Raw genomic sequence first — 21,329 nt, 5'->3', positions numbered from 1 at the left:
AACAAGGAGATGAAAATGACAACAAGACGTAAGTTCTTAACCACCGCCGGTGTCGGTGCCGTTGGCGCAAGCCTCGCGGCTCCTGCCATCGCGCAGAGCAAAATCAAATGGCGCATGCAGACATACGCAGGTGCCGCGCTCGCAGAACACGTGATCACGCCAGCCATCAACAGCTTTAACAAAATTGCTGGCGATGAGATGGAAATCGAACTGTTTTACGCGGATCAGCTTGTCCCTACGGGCGAACTCTTCCGTGCGATGCAAAAAGGTACAATCGACGCGGTTCAATCCGACGATGACTCGATGGCATCCCCAACCGAAGTAACTGTTTTCGGCGGGTACTTCCCCTTCGCAAGCCGCTACTCGCTCGACGTACCTGTCCTGTTCAACCAATACGGTCTGAACGAAATCTGGGACGAGGAATACTCCAAAGTTGGCGTCAAGCACATCTCTGCTGGCGCATGGGATCCATGCCACTTCGCAACCAAAGACCCGATCAACTCGCTAGAAGACCTCAAAGGTAAACGCGTCTTTACGTTCCCAACTGCGGGTCGGTTCTTGAGCCAATTTGGCGTCATTCCAGTAACTCTTCCGTGGGAAGATATCGAAGTCGCAATGCAAACTGGCGAGCTTGACGGCATCGCGTGGTCGGGCATCACAGAGGATTACACAGTGGGTTGGGCAGATGTTACCAACTACTTCCTCACAAACAACATCTCCGGCGCATGGGCTGGTTCATTCTTTGCCAATATGGATCGCTACAACGAACTTCCAGAGCATCTTCAAGAGTTGTTGAAAGTGTGTATGGATCAGTCGCATTACTATCGTCAGTGGTGGTATTGGGGTGGCGAAGCGGCTCTCCGCGTTAATGGCCCCAAAATGGAGCTCACAACGATTCCGGACGAAGAATGGGCAACCGTTGAAGATGCCGCTGTCAAGTTCTGGGACGAGATCGCAGCAGAAAGCGAAACTAAGGCCAAGGTTGTTAACATCATCAAGCAATACAACGCTGATATGGTTAAAGCTGGTCGTCCGTACCGTTACGGCTAATACTATCTGCGCGCCCTGTCGTGGGGCGCGCGCACTCTCTTAAAGGAAACGAATATGTTAAGTTTTGACGCACTGAAATCCGCCGTTGCCGAGGGGTCGGTCGATACGGTTCTCGCCTGTTTGGTTGATATGCAAGGGCGTCTGATGGGTAAGCGTTTCCTTGCGCAGCATTTCGTGGACTCGGCATACGACGAGACCCATTGCTGTAACTACCTACTCGCGACCGACCTTGAAATGGCAACGCCAGAGGGCTTTGCCTCGACCAGTTGGTCGTCGGGCTATGGCGACTATGTCATGAAACCCGACCTAAGCACGATCCGTCCTGTGCCATGGCTTGAGGGGACGGTCATGGTTATCTGTGACGTTCTTGATCACCACAATAATCCCGTAAGCCACTCGCCGCGCGCAATTCTTCAGAAACAGATCGCGCGCCTTGAAGCGCTTGGGTATTCGGCAATGATGGCGACCGAGCTTGAATTCTTCTTGTTCGAGAAAAGCTTCGACGAGATCGCCAAATCCGGCTTCCGCGATCTGACGCCGATTTCCGCATACAACGAAGACTATCACATCTTCCAGACCACCAAAGAAGAGCACGTGATGCGCCCGATCCGCAATCACCTCTATGCGGCGGGCATCCCGATTGAGAACACCAAAGGTGAAGCCGAAGCAGGTCAAGAAGAACTCAACATCAAGTACGCGCCAGCTCTGGAATGCGCCGAGAACCACACGATCGCAAAACACGCGGTAAAAGAAATTGCATGGCAGCAAGGCCACGCTGCGAGCTTCCTCCCGAAAATTTCGCACAACAAGGTCGGTTCATCCTCGCACGTGCATCAGTCGCTCTGGATGGATGGCAAAAACGCATTCTTTGACCCCGATGCGGAATTGGGCATGTCTGATATGATGCGCTCGTATATGGCGGGTTTGCTAAAGTACGCGCCAGATATGACTTACTTCCTTGCGCCCTACATCAATAGCTATAAGCGCTTCCAGAAAGGGACATTCGCCCCCACTCGTTCTGTGTGGTCGGTGGACAACCGGACGGCCGGTTTCCGGCTTTGTGGCGCAGGAACAAAGGGCGTGCGCGTGGAGTGCCGTATCGGCGGAAGCGATCTTAACCCCTACCTCGCATTGGCCAGTCAATTGGCCGCAGGGATCAAAGGCATCGAAGAGGGACTGACCCTTGCACCGCCCGCCAAGGGCGATACATATGAAAACAGCGATGCCCCAGAAATCCCCCAGACCTTGCGGGACGCAACGGGGACACTCGAGAAATCGAAAATGCTGCGCGAGGCTTTTGGTGACGATGTGGTCGATCACTACACCCGCGCCGCAACTTGGGAACAAGAAGAATTTGACCGTATCGTGACCGATTATGAAATCGCTCGCGGATTTGAAAGAGCCTAGAAATGACAAACACTGTTAAATGTATCTCGCCCATCGATGGGTCGATTTTTGCCGAGCGCCCGGTACTTTCGTTCGCGCAAGCCGAGGCTGCCGTAAAACGGGCTAAAGATGCCCAAATCGAATGGGCCGCTCGCCCTGTTGCCGAACGCGCAGCATTGGTGATGGCTGGCGTCGCGGCGATTGGTGCGATGAATGACGAGATCGTTCCGGAAATCGCGCACCAAATGGGCCGTCCCGTGCGCTATGGCGGCGAATTCGGCGGATTTAACGAGCGCGCAAGCTACATGGCCGAAATCGCGCAAGAGGCGCTTGCCGACATCGAAGTTGGCGAGGACGCTCAGTTCAAGCGTTATATCAAACGTGTCCCACACGGGGTGGTTTTGGTCGTCGCGCCGTGGAACTACCCATATATGACAGCGATCAACACTGTCGCGCCCGCGTTGATTGCGGGGAACACGGTGGTGCTAAAACACGCAAGCCAGACGCTCGTTGTTGGCGAGCGTATGGCGCAAGCGTTCCATAGCGCAGGCATCCCTGAGGATGTGTTCCAGAACGTTTTCCTTGACCATGACACCACCAGCGCGTTGATCGCGGCCAAGAGCTTTGGCTTCGTGAACTTCACAGGATCCGTCGGCGGCGGACAAGCGATGGAACGCGCGGCGGCGGGCACATTCACGGGTGTCGGGCTTGAGCTTGGCGGCAAAGATCCAGGCTATGTGATGGACGACGCAGACGTAGATGCAGCGGTTGATACGCTTATTGACGGCGCGATGTTCAACTCTGGTCAGTGCTGTTGTGGTATTGAACGTATCTACGTGCACGAGAGTCTGTTCGACGAGTTCGTAAAGAAAGCAGTGGCTGTAGTTTCGGGATATAAGCTCGGCAACCCACTCGACCCCGAGACAACAATTGGGCCGATGGCGCACAAACGTTTTGCCCAAGAAGTTCGTGACCAGATCGCGGAGGCAATCGCAGCGGGCGCGACGCCACAGATTGACCCTGCCCTATTTCCACAAGACGATGGCGGTGCTTACCTTGCGCCCCAAATCCTTACCAATGTGAACCACGATATGCGCGTCATGCGCGATGAAAGCTTCGGTCCTGTTGTGGGCATTATGCCCGTAAAGAATGACGAAGAAGCGATCGCATTGATGAACGACAGCAACTTCGGCCTTACAGCGAGCTTGTGGACCAAAGATATCGAACGTGCCGCCCGCATTGGCGACCAAATCGAGACAGGCACAGTCTTTATGAACCGCGCAGACTATCTTGATCCCGCACTTTGCTGGACAGGCTGCAAGGACACAGGGCGCGGCGGCGGCCTTTCGATCATCGGGTACCACAACCTGACACGTCCAAAATCTTACCACCTCAAAAAGGCATAATGTCATGAAACTCATTGGCAACTGGTCCTACCCGACAGCGATCAAATTCGGCGCAGGTCGTATCAGCGAACTCGCGGACGCATGCAAGGCAACTGGAATGAAGAAGCCGCTCCTTGTTACGGATAAGGGGCTTGCGAACCTTCCGATCACAACCGCTGCGCTTGACCAGCTAGAGGCCGCTGGCCTTGGGCGCGGATTGTTCGCGGACGTCGACCCGAACCCGAATGAACTTAATGCCGAAGCTGGCCTTGCGGTGTACCGTGACGGCGGCCACGACGGTGTGATCGCATTCGGTGGTGGTTCAGGCTTGGACCTTGGCAAAGTAATCGCCTTTATGTCCGGTCAAACGCGTCCGATCTGGGATTTTGAAGACATCGGAGATTGGTGGACCCGTGCCGATCCAGACGGCATCGCGCCGATCATCGCGGTTCCGACCACTGCTGGAACAGGGTCCGAAGTAGGTCGCGCCTCTGTCATCACCAACTCGGTGACGCATGAGAAAAAGATCATCTTCCACCCGAAAATCCTGCCCGAGATTGTTATATGCGATCCTGAGCTAACGGTTGGCATGCCCAATTTCATCACCGCAGGTACAGGTATGGACGCATTCGCCCATTGCCTCGAGGCCTACTCATCGCCGCATTATCACCCGATGAGCCAAGGCATCGCGCTTGAGGGATTGCGTTTGGTTAAGGAATACTTACCGCGAGCCTATACACAGGGCGACGACCTTGAGGCGCGCGCGCATATGATGTCGGCGGCGATGATGGGCGCGACTGCGTTCCAGAAGGGCCTCGGCGCGATTCACGCTCTGAGTCACCCAATCGGCGCTATGTACAACACGCACCACGGCACCACCAACGCCGTTGTCATGCAGCCCGTGCTTCGCATGAACCGTCCCGCGATTGAGGACCGGATCAAGGATGCAGCGAACTATCTCGGGATTGCCGGCGGTTTTGACGGGTTTTATGAATTCGTGGGCGAGTTGAATGAAAAGCTCGGCATTCCGCAGAACCTCACCGATCTCGGCGTCAAAAATCCCGAGCTCGACAAGCTGGTTCACGGTGCGTTGATCGATCCATCAACAGGCGGCAACCCCGTTGAAATGACCGAAGCCAACACGCGAGCGCTTTTTGAAGCCTGCTTCTAGCATAATCAGTCCACCGTTCAGAAAATCTGGTCGGTGGACCATTCCTTAACTGACCTGATAAGCTCTAAAGATAGCAATAGACAGGCAGTAAATGAGTACCCTCCATCACCGCAGTTTGTTAGGTTACCAAGGCGACGATTTCGTCTTGCTCGACGCAGTGGCGGAGGAGGAAAGCTCAACCCAGCGCTATTTTTTCAAGTCAGGCACCGATCCCCGCATTGTTGCCAAAGTTACAATCCCCATCCAAACCCTGAGCATCGGCGGTGGATTGAGGGTTACCGCCGAAGCGCGCCCTATAGGCGCGGTGCCGCACAACGCGGAACATGAACTTCTCGCGGGGCTTGATACCATCGTCGCGCAGCGCAACGGCGAGGATTTTGATACGGTCCGACAATGGCTTGTGTATCACGCCAATGTTCATGGTGCGGAGGCAGCGATCATCCTTGACCGCGCCCCACCGAACTCCAATGAAAGCCTAAGAAACGCATTCGCCGATCAAACCATCGATGGGCTGAAAACACTCGTAATCGTGGATAGCCCCGTGCCGCTTGGCGCATCCGATCTCCCCCCTGAATCGCACCCTTTCAACGCACCCGATGCACCGGGCAAAGATCGCATGGAAATCCCCGCAGCCGATCCGTGGCGCGCGCCGCTGGGTGAAATCCTGATTTACGAAATTTTCAAATCTCGTTTCCTCGGGGCTGCGCGTTCGGTCGTTACTCTAGATTGCACCGAATTTCTCGCGCCTATTCCCGACGGCTCTGTTTTCGACTCCGTGCGAAGTTCCGATAATGGCGCGTTAGCGTTAGTTGGAACACGTGTTTATCCTTGGCGCATACGCAAAGGCCAAACCGCACAGTTTGGCGATCATATTTGCCGCCAGTTTGATCAGAACACCCCCAACCGCCGCTGGGCATTAGACGTCGAGCGCGTGCAAGAAGATACCGTCTGGAGGCTGGTGCGAGTGGTGGGCGCTGAAGCGGTACAATCTGAGCGTTTTTACCGCTGTGTTGCCCTTCGATATAAAATGGACGCGGTCAACGAACTGGTCCCCAAATCCAGTCTGATTGAGGATAAAGAGCTTGTTACCATCGCGTCAGAGCACTTTGCCCACAAGCCCGTCAGGATGCCAGAGAAACGGATGATTAAGCGTTCAAATACGAACACCACGGCAATCGTCACAACGATGAAAAACGAGGGGCCATTTATCCTCGAGTGGGTCGCGTTTCATAAATCAATCGGCGTGGACGATATCCTCGTCTATACCAACGACTGTGACGACGGCACGGATGATCTTCTCAACCTACTTCAAGAGCGCGGCATCGTTCAGCGACGTGACAACCCATTTAGGGAAACAGACCTAAAGCCCCAACACGCCGCGCTCCAAGCGGCCGAAAACGAGCCGGTCATTCAGAATGCAGACTGGGTTGTCTGCATGGATGTGGACGAATTCATTTCAATCCACGTGGGCGAAGGCAAGCTATCCGACCTATTCGCGGCGGTTCCTGACGCGAATATGATTTCAATGACTTGGCGCCTGTTTGGCAACAGCGACATTCACGAATTCTCCGACACTTCCGTAACCGAGCAGTTCACCTCCTGCGCGCCGGAGTTCATCTTCAAACCGCATCAGGCTTGGGGCTTCAAGACTCTATGTCGTCAAACTGGAATTTTCAAAAAGCTTGGCGTTCATCGTCCCAAAGGCTTACATCCTCAGCTAATGAGTGAGATCAACTGGGTGAATGGTTCTGGCAAACCTTTGCCGTCAAGTATGTACAGAAATAGTTGGCGCAGCACTGCGGCGACCTATGGATATGAGCTTGTAACTCTCAATCATTATGCTGTCCGCTCTGCCGAAAGTTTCCTTGTGAAGCGCGATAGGGGAAGGGTGAACCACGTCGACCGCGATCAGGGTTTGGCCTACTGGTTTCGGATGAACAATAATGCCGAGCAAAGCGAGCAGATCAATCGCAGCTTACCCGCCGCCAAACGTGACTTTGAACGCATGATGTCTGACCCCGAGATCCAAGCGGCACATGAATACTGCGTTAGCCGTCATCGAGAAAAGATCGCAAAATTGCGCGCGACTGAACGCTATGCGCGCTTCTACGATCAAATAACGAGCGATCGCATGCAACGCATGTCCAAGATGCACACTCATTTTGATGCGAATGTATTCCTCTCAGGCCCCGATGTCGTGCCCGACGAAATCGTAGAGCAAGATCATCCCGCAGATTTCCTATTTCGGGTTGAGAAAGGCGAAACGGCCCACTGAATCTACAAGGGGTCTTTGCCCGACACGATGAAATTCGGCATAAGTCGCGTTACCAGCCCTACTAGGAACGCTGTGCTTAGTCCAAATGTTAGCAGCCCCGTGATAGATGCGAATGACGCAAAGACCCGATGCTCTTCGCCAAGAGTAATGTCGCCATACCCAAGCGTCGTATATGTCACTACCGAGAAATATACTGCGGTTGACCAGTCCAGAATGGCGTCACTCCAAACCAACGCTACAGCCCAAAGCCAGACCTGAACCGTATGTGAGAACACGACCATTGCGAAGGTACCGCCAACAAATACGGGCATCCGCCAAGTTTCTCTAATATTGTCGTAACGCTGGTGGGTTCGAAGCACGGCCTCGATAGTTTTGGCTGAAAGCACAACATGCAAGATGGCACATACGCTCAACAGCGCAGTACCTAAAAATATTTGCCACGTAAGGTTCATGTTCATCCTCAGTAACGATTGCCAGTCACACCATAGTTCAAGGCAAAGAAGGTGATTGCAAGCGCCCAGTCCCACCTTACCCAACTTTTCGCGAACCACCCTTGCCAAATTCAGTTTGGTACGACAAAACTACAGAAATGGGTTGGAGGTTTCATGAGCACTACATTTGATCACATCGTTATCGGTGGCGGTTCGGCAGGCTGTGTCGCTGCAGCGCGGCTCGTAAGAGACGGCGGCGCAAAGGTGCTGTTACTGGAGGCTGGGCATTCGCATCGGCATCCCCTACTCGACATGCCGCCCGGCGTTTTCAAATTGCTCAAGAATGGCTCGAAATTCTTCAAGACGCACAGTACGACGCCCCAAGAACATCTCGATGGTCGTGTTCAAGAAATCCCGCAGGGGAATGTTCTGGGTGGGGGCTCCTCAGTCAACGGGCAAGTTTATATTCGTGGGCGAGCGAGCGACTACGACGGCTGGCAGGAGGCCTTACGCGGCAACAATGACGGGATCGGATGGGGTTGGAAGGATGTGCTCCCTCATTTTCGCGGCATGGAATCCAACAGTCGTTTCAACAACGAACTTCACGGAACTGACGGCGAATTGTCAGTCTCGGACCCAGGCCATATCGCCGACATGGCGCGATGGTACGTGCAAGCGCTTCAGCAACAGGGAGAGCCGTTCAACACTGATTTCAATGGGCCGACGCAACGCGGCGCGGGCTTCTTTCAGTTCACGTATCATCAGGGGCAGCGCGCTTCTGCGGCTCATGCGTTCATTGGCCCGCTCAAAGGAAATCCGAACCTTGACGTTCGCCTCCGCGCCGAGGTTCAGCGAATAATTATCGAGGATGGAAGAGCAGTTGGCGTTATTTATAAAGATTCTAAGGGCACGCATGAGGTCCTCACCAATGGCGAGGTGATTTTATCCGCGGGCGCATTGGTGACGCCCAAAATCCTTATGCTTTCGGGTATTGGGCCAGCAGATCATTTGGCCGAACATGGTATTCAAATCGTTCAGGATCACGCAGGTGTGGGGCAGAACCTATCGGACCACCCAGACTGTTCTGTCGTCGCGAAGGCGAATGGCAAGTATGGATATTTCGGACAGGATCGCGGCTGGAACATGATCCGGAACGGCCTGCAATTCAAACTCTTTGGAACGGGAATGATCACAACCACTGGGCTTGAGGCTGCGGCCTTTGTGAACCCGTCCAACCCAGAAGCAGAACCATCTCTGGAGGCATACTGCATTCCTGTGCTCTATCTTGATGATGAAACGCTCACGCGTGTGGGGGATGGTCCAGGGGTGTCCATTCAAATCGTGCTGCTAAATCCAAAATCGCGCGGCGAGGTCAGCTTGGCATCTGCCAACCCATCAGACATGCCGCTTGTCTCGCCGAACTTCCTGAAGGAGCCAGAGGACATGAAGACGATGATTGAGGGGCTTCGATACTTCACTCAAACAATGAGTACGGCTCCGCTTGCTGACAAAATCGACCGTATCGTATCTCCGGACCAATCCGATACCTCTGACGAAGCGCTCGCCGCCCATTGTCGCCGCGTTGTTAAAACGAACTATCACCCATCTGGTACGGCCAAAATGGGGGCGGATGGAGATCCGATGGCGGTTCTCGACTCACGGCTTAGGGTTCGGGGCGTTGCGGGGCTTCGGGTCTGCGATATGTCGGCGGCACCGACGCTTATCTCTGGCAACACGAATGCGACCGCTATGATGCTCGGGGATCGATGCGCGCAACTTGTGATGGGGCGACTATAGCGCGCCATTCTATCGGCGAAATCAACAAAGAGGGGAAGTGGTGCACCCGAGAGGATTCGAACCTCTGACCCCCTGATTCGTAGTCAGGTACTCTATCCAGCTGAGCTACGGGTGCGTGAGGGGTGATTTAGCGGCGTGTGACGGGGTTTGCAAGGGCTAAACCCCAAAATCATTACCTATTTTTTTAAACACCTGTTTTCTCTTAAAAACTTAGGCAAAACTCCCTATGGCCGCATGTCTGGCCTTGGGTAAATAGATCGAAAAACAGGTTCCGTTAGAATCGCTGTGCTTTAAATCGAGGTGGCCACCGTGACCGCGCACCAATTCTCCTGAAATCGCCAGCCCAAGACCGGTTCCGCCTTTTCTGATTCCGCCCTGAAATGCTGTGAACAGATGTTCACGCGCTTTGGGTGGCAAGCCCGGCCCTGTGTCGTACACATCAATTACCCAGTTTTCTTCGTCTTGGTCGGCGGAGACCGTCACGGCCCCTTGCTCGCCAGTGCCAGCGATGGCCTGTCGCCCATTGCGCACAAGATTTGAGAGCACGCGATAGAGTTGCTCGGAATCCGCGCGTACTCGCATTGTCTCGGCCACATTATTCTCAAACGTAACATGCGCAGTACCCGCCGCGAGCTTCTCATTCTCAACGACGTCCTGCACAAGAGAATGCAGCGCCACCTCACTCAAACTAGGAGGCGCTTCCTCGGCCTTCCCAAACGCAAGCGTTTTTTCACAGAGGCTTACAGCGCGACTAATGGAGTTAAGCAACTTGGGCGCTGCGCGTTTGACGGCTGGATCTTCTGAGTTTTCCATACGGTCCGCAAAAAGCTGCGCCGTGGTCAGGATATTTCTAAGGTCATGGCTAATTTTGGCAACGGCGCTTCCCAATTGTGCAAGGCGTTCTTTTTGCTTCAAGGCACCCGTAAGCTGGTTCTGCATCGACCGCAGCGCCTCTTCGGCTTCGCGAAGCTCGGTCACACCTGCGTTCGGTTCGATCAGGTTGCGAACATCCTCTGGTTCCGCAGCATAGGCCTGCATGTTTCGCACGACCCGCTTGATGGGCACGACAAGAAAGCTTCGCACTGCGACGAACAACAGGATCGCGGTGATAATCGAAATCACCAGCGACAACCAAAGGATATTGGCCCCATATGCAAGCATCGCGGCGCGTAGATCCTTGGTATCGGTTGTCAGCTCTATCAATAGCCCCGCCCCACGCACGGGTTCGCCCATCACACGAATGATCCGGTTTTCGTTATCCCAAAGCTGCAACATCGCATCCCGAATAAGCGTCATCGCCGTCGGATCGCGAAGATCGAATGTCTGGTAAATGGGTGCGGGAATAGGAGAGGATAGCATCAACTGTCGTATTTCATCACGCCTCAAGACAACGTTGAAAACGCCGGCATTTTCAAGCAACTCGCTCTCGAGTTCCGGATCAATCATATCATCGGCCAAGAGCGCCAAGGACGCGATCTGGGCCTTTTCAAGCTTAAGAAGCAGGAAATCTTCGCGAAAGCGCGCAACCGAGGGTACAAAAATCAGGATCTCGGCCAGCATCACAAAGAGCGCTGTAAGAATCAGGAAGCGTCCCGAAAGGGAATTAAGTACGCTAGTTTTCTTCATTCGTTTCCCGTCCACCTAGGGTAAAAAGCGCTGAACAAATCTTACCACACCTTTGACTTTGGCGTTTTCAAATAACATGGGACTAAAGTAGGCACCCGCAGCGCGTTTGTTAACCTCCGAGAGAGTCGGATAGGGTAATACTGTTGCGGCAATCGCGCTCATTTTCATGTTATTTGCCATCGCCATAGCCCACATGCCGATAAGTTCACCCGCTTGCGCCCCTGCAATAGACACGCCGACAGGACGGGAATTGGCGACCATAACCTTAATAAGACCGTCGGTTTTGCCCTCAGCAATGGCGCGATCGTTTTCGCGATATGGAAAGCGAACCACTGTGAGTTTACGTCCATATTTTTCGCGCGCTTTCTCTTCGGTTAGGCCCACTTGGGCCAGTTCGGGCGCAGTATAAGTGGCCCATGGTATGTGGTCGGACTTGGCTTTGGAGGGAAGTCCGAAGAGCGCGGATTTTATAATGACGCCTGCGTGGTACCCTGCGACATGGGTGAGCTGCATTCCGCCAGCCACATCCCCGATCGCATAAATTCGTCGGTTGCTGGTCTTAAGCTGTGAATCCACGGTGACACCTGCTCGCTCGGTCTTCACTTCTGCGGCCTCAAGGTTCAAACGATCGACATTCGCTTTACGACCAACCGCCAACAACAGATGAGACCCAGCAAATACATTGCCCTCCTCTGTAACCACGGCGACACCACGCGAAGTTTCGCGAACCTCGCTCACAGTCGCACCTTCGTAGATGCTCACACCTTCTTTGCGGAGCTGGTTCAGGACGATCTCTGCCAACTCCGGATCATCTTTGCCTAGCGCCTTTTCACCTTCGACTACCGTGACTCTACTTCCGAGTCGTCGATGCGCCTGCGCCATTTCCATACCGATGGGCCCGCCACCGATGATTATCAAATGCTTCGGTCGATCTTTTAGATCAAAGAGACTTTCGTTTGTGAGAAAGGGCACATCATCAAGGCCAGTGATTGGCGGCACCAATGGCGAAGAGCCCGTCGCAATAACAAAACGGCGCGCTTTAATCCTATACTCGCCCGCCTGAAGCTCCGAAGGCGACAGAAACTCGCCGAACTCCTCGATGACTTCCACGCCCAAACCACGAAACCGTTCAACCGAGTCGTTTGGCTCGATTGTTCCGATCACATTGTGGACGTGGTCGTTTGTCGTGGCGAAATCCAAGGTTGGCTCGTTTGACTGAACTCCTAGCGTCGCACCGTCGCGGTGTGCTTGCGCCGCCTTACCCGCCGCGATCAGCGCTTTGGACGGTACGCAGCCGTAGTTCAAACAGTCGCCGCCCATCTTGTGGCCCTCGACCAGAACAACACGCGCGCCCATTTGCACCGCACCCGCCGCAACCGATAGCCCACCAGAGCCCGCACCGATGATACAAATATCCGTATCGATCTGAGTCATACCTTGGCCTCTTTCTTAAAAGATTTCGCAATCATCGGAAGAGCCGCAAGCACCGCAAGCCCGAGAATCGGGAACAGAATATGAGGCTCGAAAATAATGCCAAGGTTCGGTGACTCGCCCCGCTCCAACACCTCACCAACGCCTGCACCAACTGAAGTATAGACAACCGATCCGGGGATGATCCCAAGGAACGTTGTAATCGCAAACCGATTCAGAGGTACTCCCACGGTCGACAGCGCCAAGTTCACAAGGAAGAACGGGAATACAGGCACCAATCGGACCATGAGGAGGAACGACCATTGATTATCATCGATACCCGCCTTGACCTTCTTTAATAGGCCCGCGCTGTTTTCCATCCGCTCCGATATTGACGCGCCAATCCCCCATCGCGCAGCCAGAAAGATCAACGTAGCGCCCGTCGTTGCCGCGACGATATTCAGAACCACGCCAGGAAACATGGTAAAGAGGAAGCCACCCGTAATCGAGGCAATCGCCGCTCCAGGTAAGGAGAACGTCACAATCACCGTATAGATGAGCATGAAACCCAACATTGTTGCCAAGTAATGAGAATCGCGAAACTCAATAAGCGTGTCGCGATTATCCCGAAGCGCCTCAAAGCTTAACTGATCCCGCAACAAAAAAGCCCCCAGTAAAGAAACCACAAGAATAACAATCAAGGGGACAAGCCGTACATAACGATTGGATTTGGCTGGAGATTGTTGCGGCATGATCTGACCTAAGTTATGAAACGTAACGCCAACATGAGCTTATTCCGCTCCGAGCGATAGGGTGTTCACGCCTGCTTGATATCGGGTGAGGATTCGTCCATGAATTGCGGGGCCGATCCGGCGAATTGAAACAATTTCGTACAGAAACTGGCGAGTTGTTGCAAAAACCGGCTTGTGTTGAATTGACTTCTTCTCGACACCCCCCTAAAGAACGGGCTTCGAGATTCAATTTCCTTCGAATCCCCTCAATCTGGGGCGCAGAGATTCGCAGGCAAAACAACGGAGACGGGCGATGAAACGCACCTTTCAACCATCGAACCTAGTTCGCAAGCACCGCCACGGTTTTCGTGCGCGTATGGCAACTAAAGCTGGCCGCAAGATCCTGAATGCACGTCGTGCAAAAGGTCGTAAGTCCCTGAGCGCATAAGCGTTTTGACTTAGGTCTTGGTCCATTCGTGGGCTGTTATCATTCGGTGCCGCCGGAACTTTGGGTTCCCGGCGGTTTTCGTTTGCGCGCCGTATGGCTCTTTTCACGCTAGCCGCCGACACCTATGTGTTAGAGTGAAGTGTTTAACCTGAGGATGATATGCTGCTGACGCTCAAGAAACGTTCGGATTTCTTAAAGGCTGCGCGAGCAAAGCGTCGTGCAACGGCGGGGTTCATTCTTCAGGCACGCCAGCGGGACGAGTGCGATTCTTCGATTGATCCTACGGACATTCGGATCGGCTATACTTGCTCCAAGAAAGTCGGCAACGCCGTCGCACGCAATCGCGCCAAGCGGCGACTTCGTGAAATTGCACGCCTTGGCCTTCCCGAAGGGGGCAAGCCCGGATGGGACTACGTTCTTATCGGCAAGCGCGAAGCAACAGCCACGCGACCGTTCGCATCGCTTCAGGGCGATCTGGCCTATGCGCTTCGCAAGCTTCATCCACAGAACCATCAGTCCGCCGCCGAGCCAAGCCCATGACCCCGCTCGCTTTTATCGTCTCACTTCCGGTACGTGCGTATCGCGCGGTATTTTCGCCATGGGTGGGTTTTAACTGTCGCTACCAACCAACGTGCTCGGCCTATGCAATGGAAGCACTGGAAAAACACGGGGCGATCAAAGGCAGCTATCTCGCCGCGCGGCGCATTGGTCGATGCCACCCCTTTGGCGGCGATGGCTATGACCCCGTTCCCGAGAATAACGAAAACCAGCCCAAAGACGGCGGCCCCTAAGCGCCGCCTTTCTTTCATGTCGCAAACCACGTAAGAAGCTGCGACCATATATAGAGTATTTGCCATGCTTGACGATAACGACGATATCCACCCCCTGTTTTACGGCGCCCCCAAAACTGCCGAATTCAAGAAACTGCGTAAGCGGATCGTTCGTCAAACGCGCGAAGCGATTGAGCAATACGGCATGATCGAACGCGATTCCCGTTGGCTTGTGTGCCTCTCAGGCGGCAAAGACAGCTACACGCTGCTAGCAGTTCTCTATGAGCTGAAATGGCGCGGCTTGCTTCCCGTCGATATTCTGGCATGCAACCTCGATCAGGGTCAGCCCGGTTTTCCTGCAACGGTTCTGCCTGAGTTCCTTAAGAAAATGGGTGTAGAGCATCGGATCGAGTACCAAGACACATATTCGGTGGTGATGGATAAAGTGCCGGAGGGTCGCACATTCTGCGCGCTTTGTTCGCGTCTGCGCCGTGGGAATCTGTATCGTATCGCCCGCGAAGAGGGATGCTCCGCTGTCGTACTCGGGCATCATCGCGACGATATTCTGGAAACATTTTTCATGAACCTGTTTCATGGCGGTCGCCTTGCGACTATGCCGCCAAAACTCGTGAACGAAGAGGGCGACCTGTTCGTCTATCGCCCCTTGGCCCATGTTGCTGAGGCCGATTGCGAAAAATTCGCGAACGGAATGCAATACCCGATCATTCCCTGCGACCTTTGCGGCAGTCAGGATGGCCTGCAACGTCAGCAGGTTAAGCAGATTCTAGATGGCTGGGAACGAAACTCTCCCGGTCGCCGCCAAGTCATGTTCAAGGCGCTGACCAACGCGCGGCCTTCACATTTGCTGGACCCGAATTTGTTTGATTTTGCTGGATTGACGCGCGATCTGGCGGCCGAGAAAGATACAATTCTAGACAAAAGCAGCTCGGTTCCCATCTTGCGTTAACGTTCCGCTAGGAGTGTGCGGCTAGTTTCCAATGGATCGCGTCTATTCAGGCGCGCTCTTGTCCAAGGGAAACGAACATGCACGCACGCGCAAAACTTAGCAGCACCTACGATAGACTTCGCCGTGCGATTTCCATTCAATATCTGCTCGCGTTTCTGCCCGCCATAACGCTTGGGGCATATTGGCTTGGGGGCGAAGGGGCGTTGGTGGCAGTTGCGCTCATACTTCCCGCCCTCCTAAGCATATCCGAAGGGTTCTCAACACCCACTCTCCACACACCTCACGACGGGATTACGCGACTTCCTTTGCGCTCCGCGGTCGAAAATGCGCTAGATCGCTCTCTTGATGCGCACTCCAGAAGTGGCCTCACCACGGCCAGTATTCAATTGGACTTGGACGATTTTCACGCAATAGCCGAGCGGTACGATCACAGCGCTGCGGAACAAATACTACTACAAGCGAGCGACCGTCTGCTCGGCGTCCTCCGAAGTAATGACGTGATGGCCCGCCTCGATGGGGGACGGTTTGCAATTGCGGTTACCCCCGCGCGGCGCGCTGATCTTGAGACGTTGATCCAAATGGGCGGGCGCATTCAAGAATCCGTCGCCGTGCCGTTTCTGGTCGGCAATACAAATATATACCTCACCGCCTCCGTCGGGTTTTGCCTCTCAAGCCGCCTCGCAACTCAAACTGGCGCGGCCATGCTCGACGCTGCGGAATGCGCGCTACAAGAAGCCAAGCTTAACGGCCCCGGCGGTGTTCGAGCATACTCACCCGAGATGAAGCGCAAAATCAGAAGCCAATCAGCGCTCCAAGAGGAGGTTCGTGCCGCGTTAGAGACCGGCGAAATCCAACCATGGTTTCAACCACAAATTTCAACACACACCGGCGAAGTGACAGGTTTTGAAGCACTCGCGCGCTGGCAGCACCCAACACGCGGGATCATCAATCCCAGCGACTTTCTCCCCGCTATTGAGCAAGCAGGCCTGTCTGAACGCCTTAGCGAAGTTATCCTTTTTCACTCGCTTTCTGCCCTGAAACAGTGGGACAAGACCGATTTCTATTTACCAAGCGTCGGAGTGAACTTCTCATCGGATGAGCTCCGCAATCCAAAGCTTGTCGAAAAAATCCAGTGGGAGCTTGACCGCTTCGATATAGCTGCGGGCCGGCTAAACATCGAAATTCTAGAGTCGGTAGTGTCCGGAACTGACGACGACACAATTGCTCGTAATATCAAGGGCCTCTCGCAGTTGGGCTGTGGAATAGACCTTGATGATTTTGGAACCGGCCACGCCGCGATTGCGAACATTCGCCGCTTTTCCGTAAGCCGCATCAAGGTTGATCGTTCATTCGTCACGAAAATCGACCTAGACCCAGAGCAGAACAGGATGGTTTCCGCCATTCTGACAATGGCCGAACGCCTTGAACTCGATACACTCGCCGAAGGTGTCGAAAGCGTCGGAGAGCATGCAACACTCTCGCAGCTCGGCTGTGGTCACGTGCAAGGATTTGGAATTGGCCGCCCAATGCCATTTTCAGAAACAGTAACTTGGATCGAAAAGCACCGCACCAAGATCGTACAGACTCCGACAATCAGCAGAAAACAAGGATAATACCGTTCGGTTTCTCGAATTAACAAGGGAATCTACTTGACCTTTCGTGCTGTGACAGGTTGAACCTCACTGTGTTTTTTCAGGAAAATGGCGGGTCCAATGGACGATCAGAATAAGAACCTCATCCTTGCAATTGCCCTCAGCCTTCTTGTGCTGATTGGTTGGAGCTTCATCGCGCCCCAGCCCGAATTGCCCATTGATCCAGAAGCAGGCGCGATCGCCACGAACGATGGTGGGCTAACTCCCCCCTCCTCGGATAGCGATACGTCCCCGTCATTCGATGATGCCTCGACTCCTCAAGCGACCGAGGCAGCCCAAATTCAGATCGAAACCGATCGTCTGACCGGCTCAATTTCCACCCTCGGGGGCCGAATTGATAACCTTCGCCTCAAAGATTACACAGTTGATCTTGATCCCGACTCTGAACTCGTAACGCTTCTGCGCCCCGAAGGGGAAACACACGCGTACTATGCCCTTTACGGATGGGGCCCCGCCGGCGGCATGGACCCAAGCCTGGTTCCTGGACGCGATACGATATGGACGCAAACCGATGGCGATGTTCTTACGACCGAGACGCCGATCACCCTATCTTGGGACAACGGTAACGGGCTGATATTCAATCGGAAAGTATCCATCGACACGGACTATATGTTCTCGGTCGAGCAATCCGTCACGAACAACTCAACGACTCTTCAACGCCTCTACCCTTATGGGATGATCGCTCAGCACGGCGAGCCTGAGCAAATTGGCTTCTTTATTTTGCACGAAGGCGCGATCCGCATGGCGGACGGTCACCTTTCCAAGAATAAATACAAGAAAATGCCCGACATGGACTACTCTGAAAGAGAGCGCGCACGGGTAGATGCTCAGCAAGTCGAGCACAACGGCTGGATTGGTTTTACCGGCAAAGAATGGATGACCACCCTCGTTCCCGAGCCCGGCCAGCCCTTCACTTCGGTCGCTAAATACATTGAAACGCACGCGGTTTACACTGCCGAAACCCGATTCCCCGTAGTCGATGTTGTCCCCGGTGGAACGGTCACTAACAACACGCGCCTGTTCGCTGGCGCAAAGGAATGGGACCTGATTAAGCATTACGAACGCGACGAGCATATCGAACGCTTTATCGATAGTATCGACTGGGGTGTTTTCTCGGTCATTACCAAGCCGATGTTCTGGCTCCTGTTTACAATTTACGGCTTCATCGGAAATATGGGCTGGTCGATCATTGTTCTGACGCTTGTAATCAAAGCCCTGCTCTTCCCACTGGCCTACAAGTCCTATGTATCCATGGCCAAGATGAAGAAACTCCAGCCAGAAATGGAGAAAATCAAAGAGCGTGCGGGCGATGATCGTCAGCAACTTCAGCAAGAGATGATGGCGCTCTATAAGAAAGAGAAAGCGAACCCTGCTTCCGGTTGTCTTCCAATTCTGTTACAGATTCCGATCTTCTTCTCGCTCTACAAGGTTATCTTCGTGACGATCCTGCTGCGCCATGCACCATGGTTCGGCTGGATTGAGGACTTGTCCGCCCCTGATCCAAGCTCCATCCTCAACCTGTTTGGATTGCTTCCTTTCGATGCGCCCGATCCTGGTAGTTTCCTTGCGTTGATTTCGCTCGGCGTCTTGCCAATCATCCTTGGTATCTCGATGTGGATGCAACAAAAGCTTAACCCTGCCCCCACCGAACCCACTCAGGCAATGGTGATGGCATGGATGCCTTGGGTCTTCATGTTCATGCTAGGGAGTTTTGCTTCTGGTCTCGTCATTTACTGGATCGCGAACAACGTCATTACGTTCACGCAGCAGTACCTGATTATGCGCAGCCAAGGCGTGAAGCCCGATGTATTCGGGAATATCAAGGCCGGCTTTAAGCGCAAGAAATCCGGTGCCAAATGACCTTGGCGACCGCCACGCTATCACAAATTTGGCGCCATCCCATCAAAGGGCATGGCGCCGAAAACCTAACCAACGTTGCTCTCACGGCCGGGGAAACCTTGCCGTGGGATCGCGTTTGGGCAGTACCGCATGTGAATGCGACAGATGACCTGCGAGGTTGGGCGCATTGCCGAAATTTCACGCGCGGTGCATCCTATCCCAGCTTGATGGCAATCAATGCAAAACTCGATCCGCAAAATCAGATCATCACGCTATCGCACCCTGAACTCGACGATCTGACATTCGACCCCGAAACAGAAGCTGGCCAATTCTTGAAGTGGGTTGCGCCAATTTTGCCAGAGGAGCGCCCCTCGCCCATCGGCATCGTACGCGCTGCGGGCCAAGGCATGACTGATCAATCAAAGCCCTGGGTGTCTATCTTGAACACGGCCTCCCTCGCTGAGTTGAGTTCTGAACTCGGTCAAACGCTGGATGCTCGCCGCTATCGCGGAAATTTCTGGATCGATGGAATGTCGCCATGGGCCGAACGAGATTGGCTTAATTGTGAAATTACAATCGGATCGGTCACCCTGCGTGTGACCAAACACATCACACGATGCCGCGCGACAGATTCTAATCCGCTGACAGGCAAGCGCGACGTAGACACGCTACGCGCTCTACGCGAAAATTGGGGGCATCAAGATTTCGGCGTTTTTGCAGAAGTCCTCAATGATGGTAACGTTGCCGTCGGCGACACAGTAAAGGTAACGTCATGACACAAGCATTCACCATCGCTGAAGCTCCCGATGCAAACGCCATCGAAAAAGGGCGATTGCTCTTTGCGAATGGGACAGAATTCCTCAAGGGTGTCGTCGCCATGGACGGTATGCCGTCCGGAGACCGATTGGAGGTCTGCTTTGCGGGCCGTTCCAATGTGGGTAAATCCAGCCTTATCAACGCGGTGACTGGTCGAAAAGCACTGGCACGCGCCTCCAACACACCCGGACGCACACAGGAAATTAACTTCTTTACTGCCAGTGATAGCCACTATCTCGTGGACCTTCCGGGCTATGGCTACGCAAATGCGCCCGTCAAAATCGTTGAAAAATGGCAACGTTTGCTCAAAGCTTACCTGTCAGGACGGGCGAACCTCCGCCGCGCATTTGTGCTTATCGACGCGCGCCACGGCGTGAAAGCGGTAGATCAAGAAATCATGGCACTACTCGACCGTTCAGCGGTGACTTTTCAGTGCGTGATGACAAAAATCGACAAGCCCAAAGCGGCTGAACTCGAAAAGAATATCGCACAGGTCCAAGCTGCGCTAAGCAAGCATCCAGCGGCTTATCCCGAGATTATCCTTACCAGCTCGGAAAAAGGTCAGGGTATTGAGACCCTTCGCGCAACAATTGCGTCACTTATCTAGCTGAAATCACATCGAAGCCTTGAAACATGCCGCGAACCCATTACCAATGTCGCGACACCAAGGATGAACAGATGAAGAAACAAGACGCTATGAACCGCGATTGGATTGCCACGGCCCGGACACTCTCTCAGGCGCTGCCATTCTTGCAGCGATACGATGGCGCGACCGTCGTCATCAAGTTTGGCGGCCACGCGATGGGAAGCGACGAAGCCATGGACAGCTTTGCGCGCGATGTCGTTTTGATGCAGCAAGTGGGCGTTAACCCCGTTATCGTGCACGGCGGCGGACCGATGATTAACGAGATGCTCGACAAACTGGACATCAAGTCGGAGTTCGTCGGCGGCAAGCGTGTCACCGATCAGGCGACCGTAGAGGTCGTCGAGATGGTCCTTTCTGGCCGTGTGAACAAGAGAATTGTTCAGGCGATTAATGCGCAGGGCGGTCGTGCTGTTGGGCTTTCGGGCAAAGACGCAAATCTTATGGTCTGCGATCAAACCGACCCAGCACTTGGGTTCGTCGGCACACCCGCCGAAATGCACCCCGAGGTGTTACAAACGCTCTTTGATGCCGACACGATTCCCGTCATTGCGCCGCTTGGCGCGGGCCGAAATGGCGAAACATTCAACGTCAATGGCGATACCGCCGCGGGCGCGATCGCAGGTGCGCTCAAGGCTGATCGCTTGCTCTTGCTGACTGACGTCGCAGGCGTAAAGGATGAGTCTGGCGAAGTGGTCACCGAACTCACCGCTGCGCACGTTCACGAATTGACGGAACGAGGCATTATCGCAGGCGGCATGATCCCCAAGACCGAGACCGCGCTCGCGGCCCTCTCTGCTGGGGTTCGCGCCGCTGTGATCCTTGATGGGCGCGCTCCGAATGCCTGTTTGCTTGAGTTGTTCACAGAGCATGGCGCCGGAACAATTATCCGTCAGGGCTAGCGCTTGTAGTTGCACGCGCTTCTGACGCGG

The 21,329-nt window shown here is 54.1% G+C and carries 19 protein-coding genes and 1 tRNA gene; 15 read left to right on the top strand and 5 right to left on the bottom strand.

What is annotated here, in order from left to right; genetic code table 11:
- Window positions 1-15 precede the first annotated feature (15 nt).
- From ACFE33_RS02875 to ACFE33_RS02855, 5 genes are all read left to right on the top strand, one after another.
- On the top strand, window positions 16-1,050 hold the full coding sequence (locus ACFE33_RS02875; RefSeq protein ID WP_380056649.1) for a C4-dicarboxylate ABC transporter: 1,035 nt from the start codon (window positions 16-18) through the stop codon (window positions 1,048-1,050).
- Between the two features lie 54 nt (window positions 1,051-1,104).
- Window positions 1,105-2,457, top strand: a complete 1,353-nt coding sequence (locus ACFE33_RS02870) for a glutamine synthetase family protein (RefSeq protein ID WP_380056646.1) — start codon at window positions 1,105-1,107, stop codon at window positions 2,455-2,457.
- A gap of 2 nt (window positions 2,458-2,459) precedes the next feature.
- Entirely contained in the window at window positions 2,460-3,842 is a 1,383-nt protein-coding gene (locus ACFE33_RS02865) for an aldehyde dehydrogenase family protein (protein ID WP_380056644.1), read from the top strand.
- Window positions 3,843-3,846: 4 nt separating this feature from the next.
- The gene (locus tag ACFE33_RS02860; protein ID WP_380056641.1) at window positions 3,847-4,992 is read left to right on the top strand and encodes an iron-containing alcohol dehydrogenase; all 1,146 of its coding nucleotides are present in this window, start codon (window positions 3,847-3,849) and stop codon (window positions 4,990-4,992) included.
- 91 nt (window positions 4,993-5,083) lie between these two features.
- Window positions 5,084-7,267, top strand: a complete 2,184-nt coding sequence (locus ACFE33_RS02855) for a glycosyltransferase family 2 protein (protein ID WP_380056638.1) — start codon at window positions 5,084-5,086, stop codon at window positions 7,265-7,267.
- Between the two features lie 2 nt (window positions 7,268-7,269).
- Here the strand turns inward: ACFE33_RS02855 and ACFE33_RS02850 are convergent, their stop codons facing one another.
- Window positions 7,270-7,578 carry an ion channel gene (locus tag ACFE33_RS02850; RefSeq protein ID WP_380056636.1) on the bottom strand — a complete coding sequence of 103 codons (309 nt, stop codon included), beginning with the start codon at window positions 7,576-7,578 and terminating at the stop codon, window positions 7,270-7,272.
- A 294-nt stretch (window positions 7,579-7,872) separates the two neighbouring features.
- Between ACFE33_RS02850 and ACFE33_RS02845 the strand changes: the two genes are divergently transcribed.
- The gene (locus ACFE33_RS02845) at window positions 7,873-9,495 is read left to right on the top strand and encodes a GMC family oxidoreductase (protein WP_380056633.1); all 1,623 of its coding nucleotides are present in this window, start codon (window positions 7,873-7,875) and stop codon (window positions 9,493-9,495) included.
- Between the two features lie 38 nt (window positions 9,496-9,533).
- Here ACFE33_RS02845 and ACFE33_RS02840 read toward each other — a convergent pair.
- The 4 genes from ACFE33_RS02840 to ACFE33_RS02825 form a co-directional block, all read right to left on the bottom strand.
- Window positions 9,534-9,610, bottom strand: a tRNA-Arg gene (locus tag ACFE33_RS02840).
- A 95-nt stretch (window positions 9,611-9,705) separates the two neighbouring features.
- Entirely contained in the window at window positions 9,706-11,121 is a 1,416-nt protein-coding gene (locus ACFE33_RS02835; protein WP_380056630.1) for a sensor histidine kinase, read from the bottom strand.
- Window positions 11,122-11,136: 15 nt separating this feature from the next.
- On the bottom strand, window positions 11,137-12,555 hold the full coding sequence (locus tag ACFE33_RS02830) for a dihydrolipoyl dehydrogenase family protein (protein ID WP_380056627.1): 1,419 nt from the start codon (window positions 12,553-12,555) through the stop codon (window positions 11,137-11,139).
- Window positions 12,552-13,283 carry a TVP38/TMEM64 family protein gene (locus ACFE33_RS02825; RefSeq protein WP_380056624.1) on the bottom strand — a complete coding sequence of 244 codons (732 nt, stop codon included), beginning with the start codon at window positions 13,281-13,283 and terminating at the stop codon, window positions 12,552-12,554. Before ACFE33_RS02825 ends, ACFE33_RS02830 begins: the two co-directional genes overlap by 4 nt.
- Before the next feature lie 292 nt (window positions 13,284-13,575).
- Here ACFE33_RS02825 and rpmH point away from each other — a divergent pair, with 292 nt between their 5' ends.
- From rpmH to argB, 9 genes are all read left to right on the top strand, one after another.
- Entirely contained in the window at window positions 13,576-13,710 is a 135-nt protein-coding gene (rpmH, locus tag ACFE33_RS02820) for a 50S ribosomal protein L34 (RefSeq protein ID WP_073128462.1), read from the top strand.
- Window positions 13,711-13,869: 159 nt separating this feature from the next.
- Window positions 13,870-14,250 carry a ribonuclease P protein component gene (gene rnpA / locus ACFE33_RS02815; RefSeq protein WP_380056621.1) on the top strand — a complete coding sequence of 127 codons (381 nt, stop codon included), beginning with the start codon at window positions 13,870-13,872 and terminating at the stop codon, window positions 14,248-14,250.
- Window positions 14,247-14,501, top strand: coding sequence for a membrane protein insertion efficiency factor YidD (gene yidD / locus ACFE33_RS02810; RefSeq protein WP_380056618.1), 255 nt, complete (start codon window positions 14,247-14,249; stop codon window positions 14,499-14,501). Before rnpA ends, yidD begins: the two co-directional genes overlap by 4 nt.
- Window positions 14,502-14,565: 64 nt before the next feature.
- Window positions 14,566-15,447, top strand: a complete 882-nt coding sequence (ttcA, locus tag ACFE33_RS02805; protein WP_380056615.1) for a tRNA 2-thiocytidine(32) synthetase TtcA — start codon at window positions 14,566-14,568, stop codon at window positions 15,445-15,447.
- A 77-nt stretch (window positions 15,448-15,524) separates the two neighbouring features.
- Window positions 15,525-17,060: a putative bifunctional diguanylate cyclase/phosphodiesterase gene (locus ACFE33_RS02800; protein ID WP_380056612.1), complete on the top strand. Its 1,536-nt coding sequence runs from the start codon at window positions 15,525-15,527 to the stop codon at window positions 17,058-17,060.
- 99 nt (window positions 17,061-17,159) lie between these two features.
- Window positions 17,160-18,959 carry a membrane protein insertase YidC gene (gene yidC, locus ACFE33_RS02795; protein WP_380056610.1) on the top strand — a complete coding sequence of 600 codons (1,800 nt, stop codon included), beginning with the start codon at window positions 17,160-17,162 and terminating at the stop codon, window positions 18,957-18,959.
- The gene (locus ACFE33_RS02790; RefSeq protein ID WP_380056608.1) at window positions 18,956-19,714 is read left to right on the top strand and encodes an MOSC domain-containing protein; all 759 of its coding nucleotides are present in this window, start codon (window positions 18,956-18,958) and stop codon (window positions 19,712-19,714) included. The genes yidC and ACFE33_RS02790 overlap by 4 nt, the downstream gene beginning before the upstream one ends.
- A complete protein-coding gene (gene yihA / locus ACFE33_RS02785; RefSeq protein ID WP_380056606.1) occupies window positions 19,711-20,361 on the top strand; it encodes a ribosome biogenesis GTP-binding protein YihA/YsxC in 651 nt (216 codons plus the stop codon). The genes ACFE33_RS02790 and yihA overlap by 4 nt, the downstream gene beginning before the upstream one ends.
- Before the next feature lie 71 nt (window positions 20,362-20,432).
- The gene (gene argB / locus ACFE33_RS02780) at window positions 20,433-21,299 is read left to right on the top strand and encodes an acetylglutamate kinase (RefSeq protein WP_380056604.1); all 867 of its coding nucleotides are present in this window, start codon (window positions 20,433-20,435) and stop codon (window positions 21,297-21,299) included.
- Window positions 21,300-21,329: the final 30 nt, after the last annotated feature.

It is taken from the genome of Falsihalocynthiibacter sp. SS001 (assembly GCF_042445055.1).
Taxonomy (GTDB): domain Bacteria; phylum Pseudomonadota; class Alphaproteobacteria; order Rhodobacterales; family Rhodobacteraceae; genus Falsihalocynthiibacter.
This window is presented reverse-complemented; position numbering and strand designations above follow the sequence as displayed.

Excerpts from the sequence above, each read along its gene's own strand:
- yihA (WP_380056606.1), top strand. The coding sequence starts at position 19,711 with ATGACACAAGCATTCACCATCGCTGAAGCTCCCGATGCAAACGCCATC.
- ACFE33_RS02870 (WP_380056646.1), top strand. The coding sequence starts at position 1,105 with ATGTTAAGTTTTGACGCACTGAAATCCGCCGTTGCCGAGGGGTCGGTC.
- ACFE33_RS02875 (WP_380056649.1), top strand. The coding sequence starts at position 16 with ATGACAACAAGACGTAAGTTCTTAACCACCGCCGGTGTCGGTGCCGTT.
- ACFE33_RS02850 (WP_380056636.1), bottom strand. The coding sequence starts at position 7,578 with ATGCCCGTATTTGTTGGCGGTACCTTCGCAATGGTCGTGTTCTCACAT.
- ACFE33_RS02845 (WP_380056633.1), top strand. The coding sequence starts at position 7,873 with ATGAGCACTACATTTGATCACATCGTTATCGGTGGCGGTTCGGCAGGC.
- ACFE33_RS02835 (WP_380056630.1), bottom strand. The coding sequence starts at position 11,121 with ATGAAGAAAACTAGCGTACTTAATTCCCTTTCGGGACGCTTCCTGATT.
- ACFE33_RS02860 (WP_380056641.1), top strand. The coding sequence starts at position 3,847 with ATGAAACTCATTGGCAACTGGTCCTACCCGACAGCGATCAAATTCGGC.
- ACFE33_RS02865 (WP_380056644.1), top strand. The coding sequence starts at position 2,460 with ATGACAAACACTGTTAAATGTATCTCGCCCATCGATGGGTCGATTTTT.
- ACFE33_RS02830 (WP_380056627.1), bottom strand. The coding sequence starts at position 12,555 with ATGACTCAGATCGATACGGATATTTGTATCATCGGTGCGGGCTCTGGT.
- yidC (WP_380056610.1), top strand. The coding sequence starts at position 17,160 with ATGGACGATCAGAATAAGAACCTCATCCTTGCAATTGCCCTCAGCCTT.
- ttcA (WP_380056615.1), top strand. The coding sequence starts at position 14,566 with ATGCTTGACGATAACGACGATATCCACCCCCTGTTTTACGGCGCCCCC.
- ACFE33_RS02855 (WP_380056638.1), top strand. The coding sequence starts at position 5,084 with ATGAGTACCCTCCATCACCGCAGTTTGTTAGGTTACCAAGGCGACGAT.
- ACFE33_RS02825 (WP_380056624.1), bottom strand. The coding sequence starts at position 13,283 with ATGCCGCAACAATCTCCAGCCAAATCCAATCGTTATGTACGGCTTGTC.
- ACFE33_RS02790 (WP_380056608.1), top strand. The coding sequence starts at position 18,956 with ATGACCTTGGCGACCGCCACGCTATCACAAATTTGGCGCCATCCCATC.
- rpmH (WP_073128462.1), top strand. The coding sequence starts at position 13,576 with ATGAAACGCACCTTTCAACCATCGAACCTAGTTCGCAAGCACCGCCAC.
- rnpA (WP_380056621.1), top strand. The coding sequence starts at position 13,870 with ATGCTGCTGACGCTCAAGAAACGTTCGGATTTCTTAAAGGCTGCGCGA.
- argB (WP_380056604.1), top strand. The coding sequence starts at position 20,433 with ATGAAGAAACAAGACGCTATGAACCGCGATTGGATTGCCACGGCCCGG.
- yidD (WP_380056618.1), top strand. The coding sequence starts at position 14,247 with ATGACCCCGCTCGCTTTTATCGTCTCACTTCCGGTACGTGCGTATCGC.
- ACFE33_RS02800 (WP_380056612.1), top strand. The coding sequence starts at position 15,525 with ATGCACGCACGCGCAAAACTTAGCAGCACCTACGATAGACTTCGCCGT.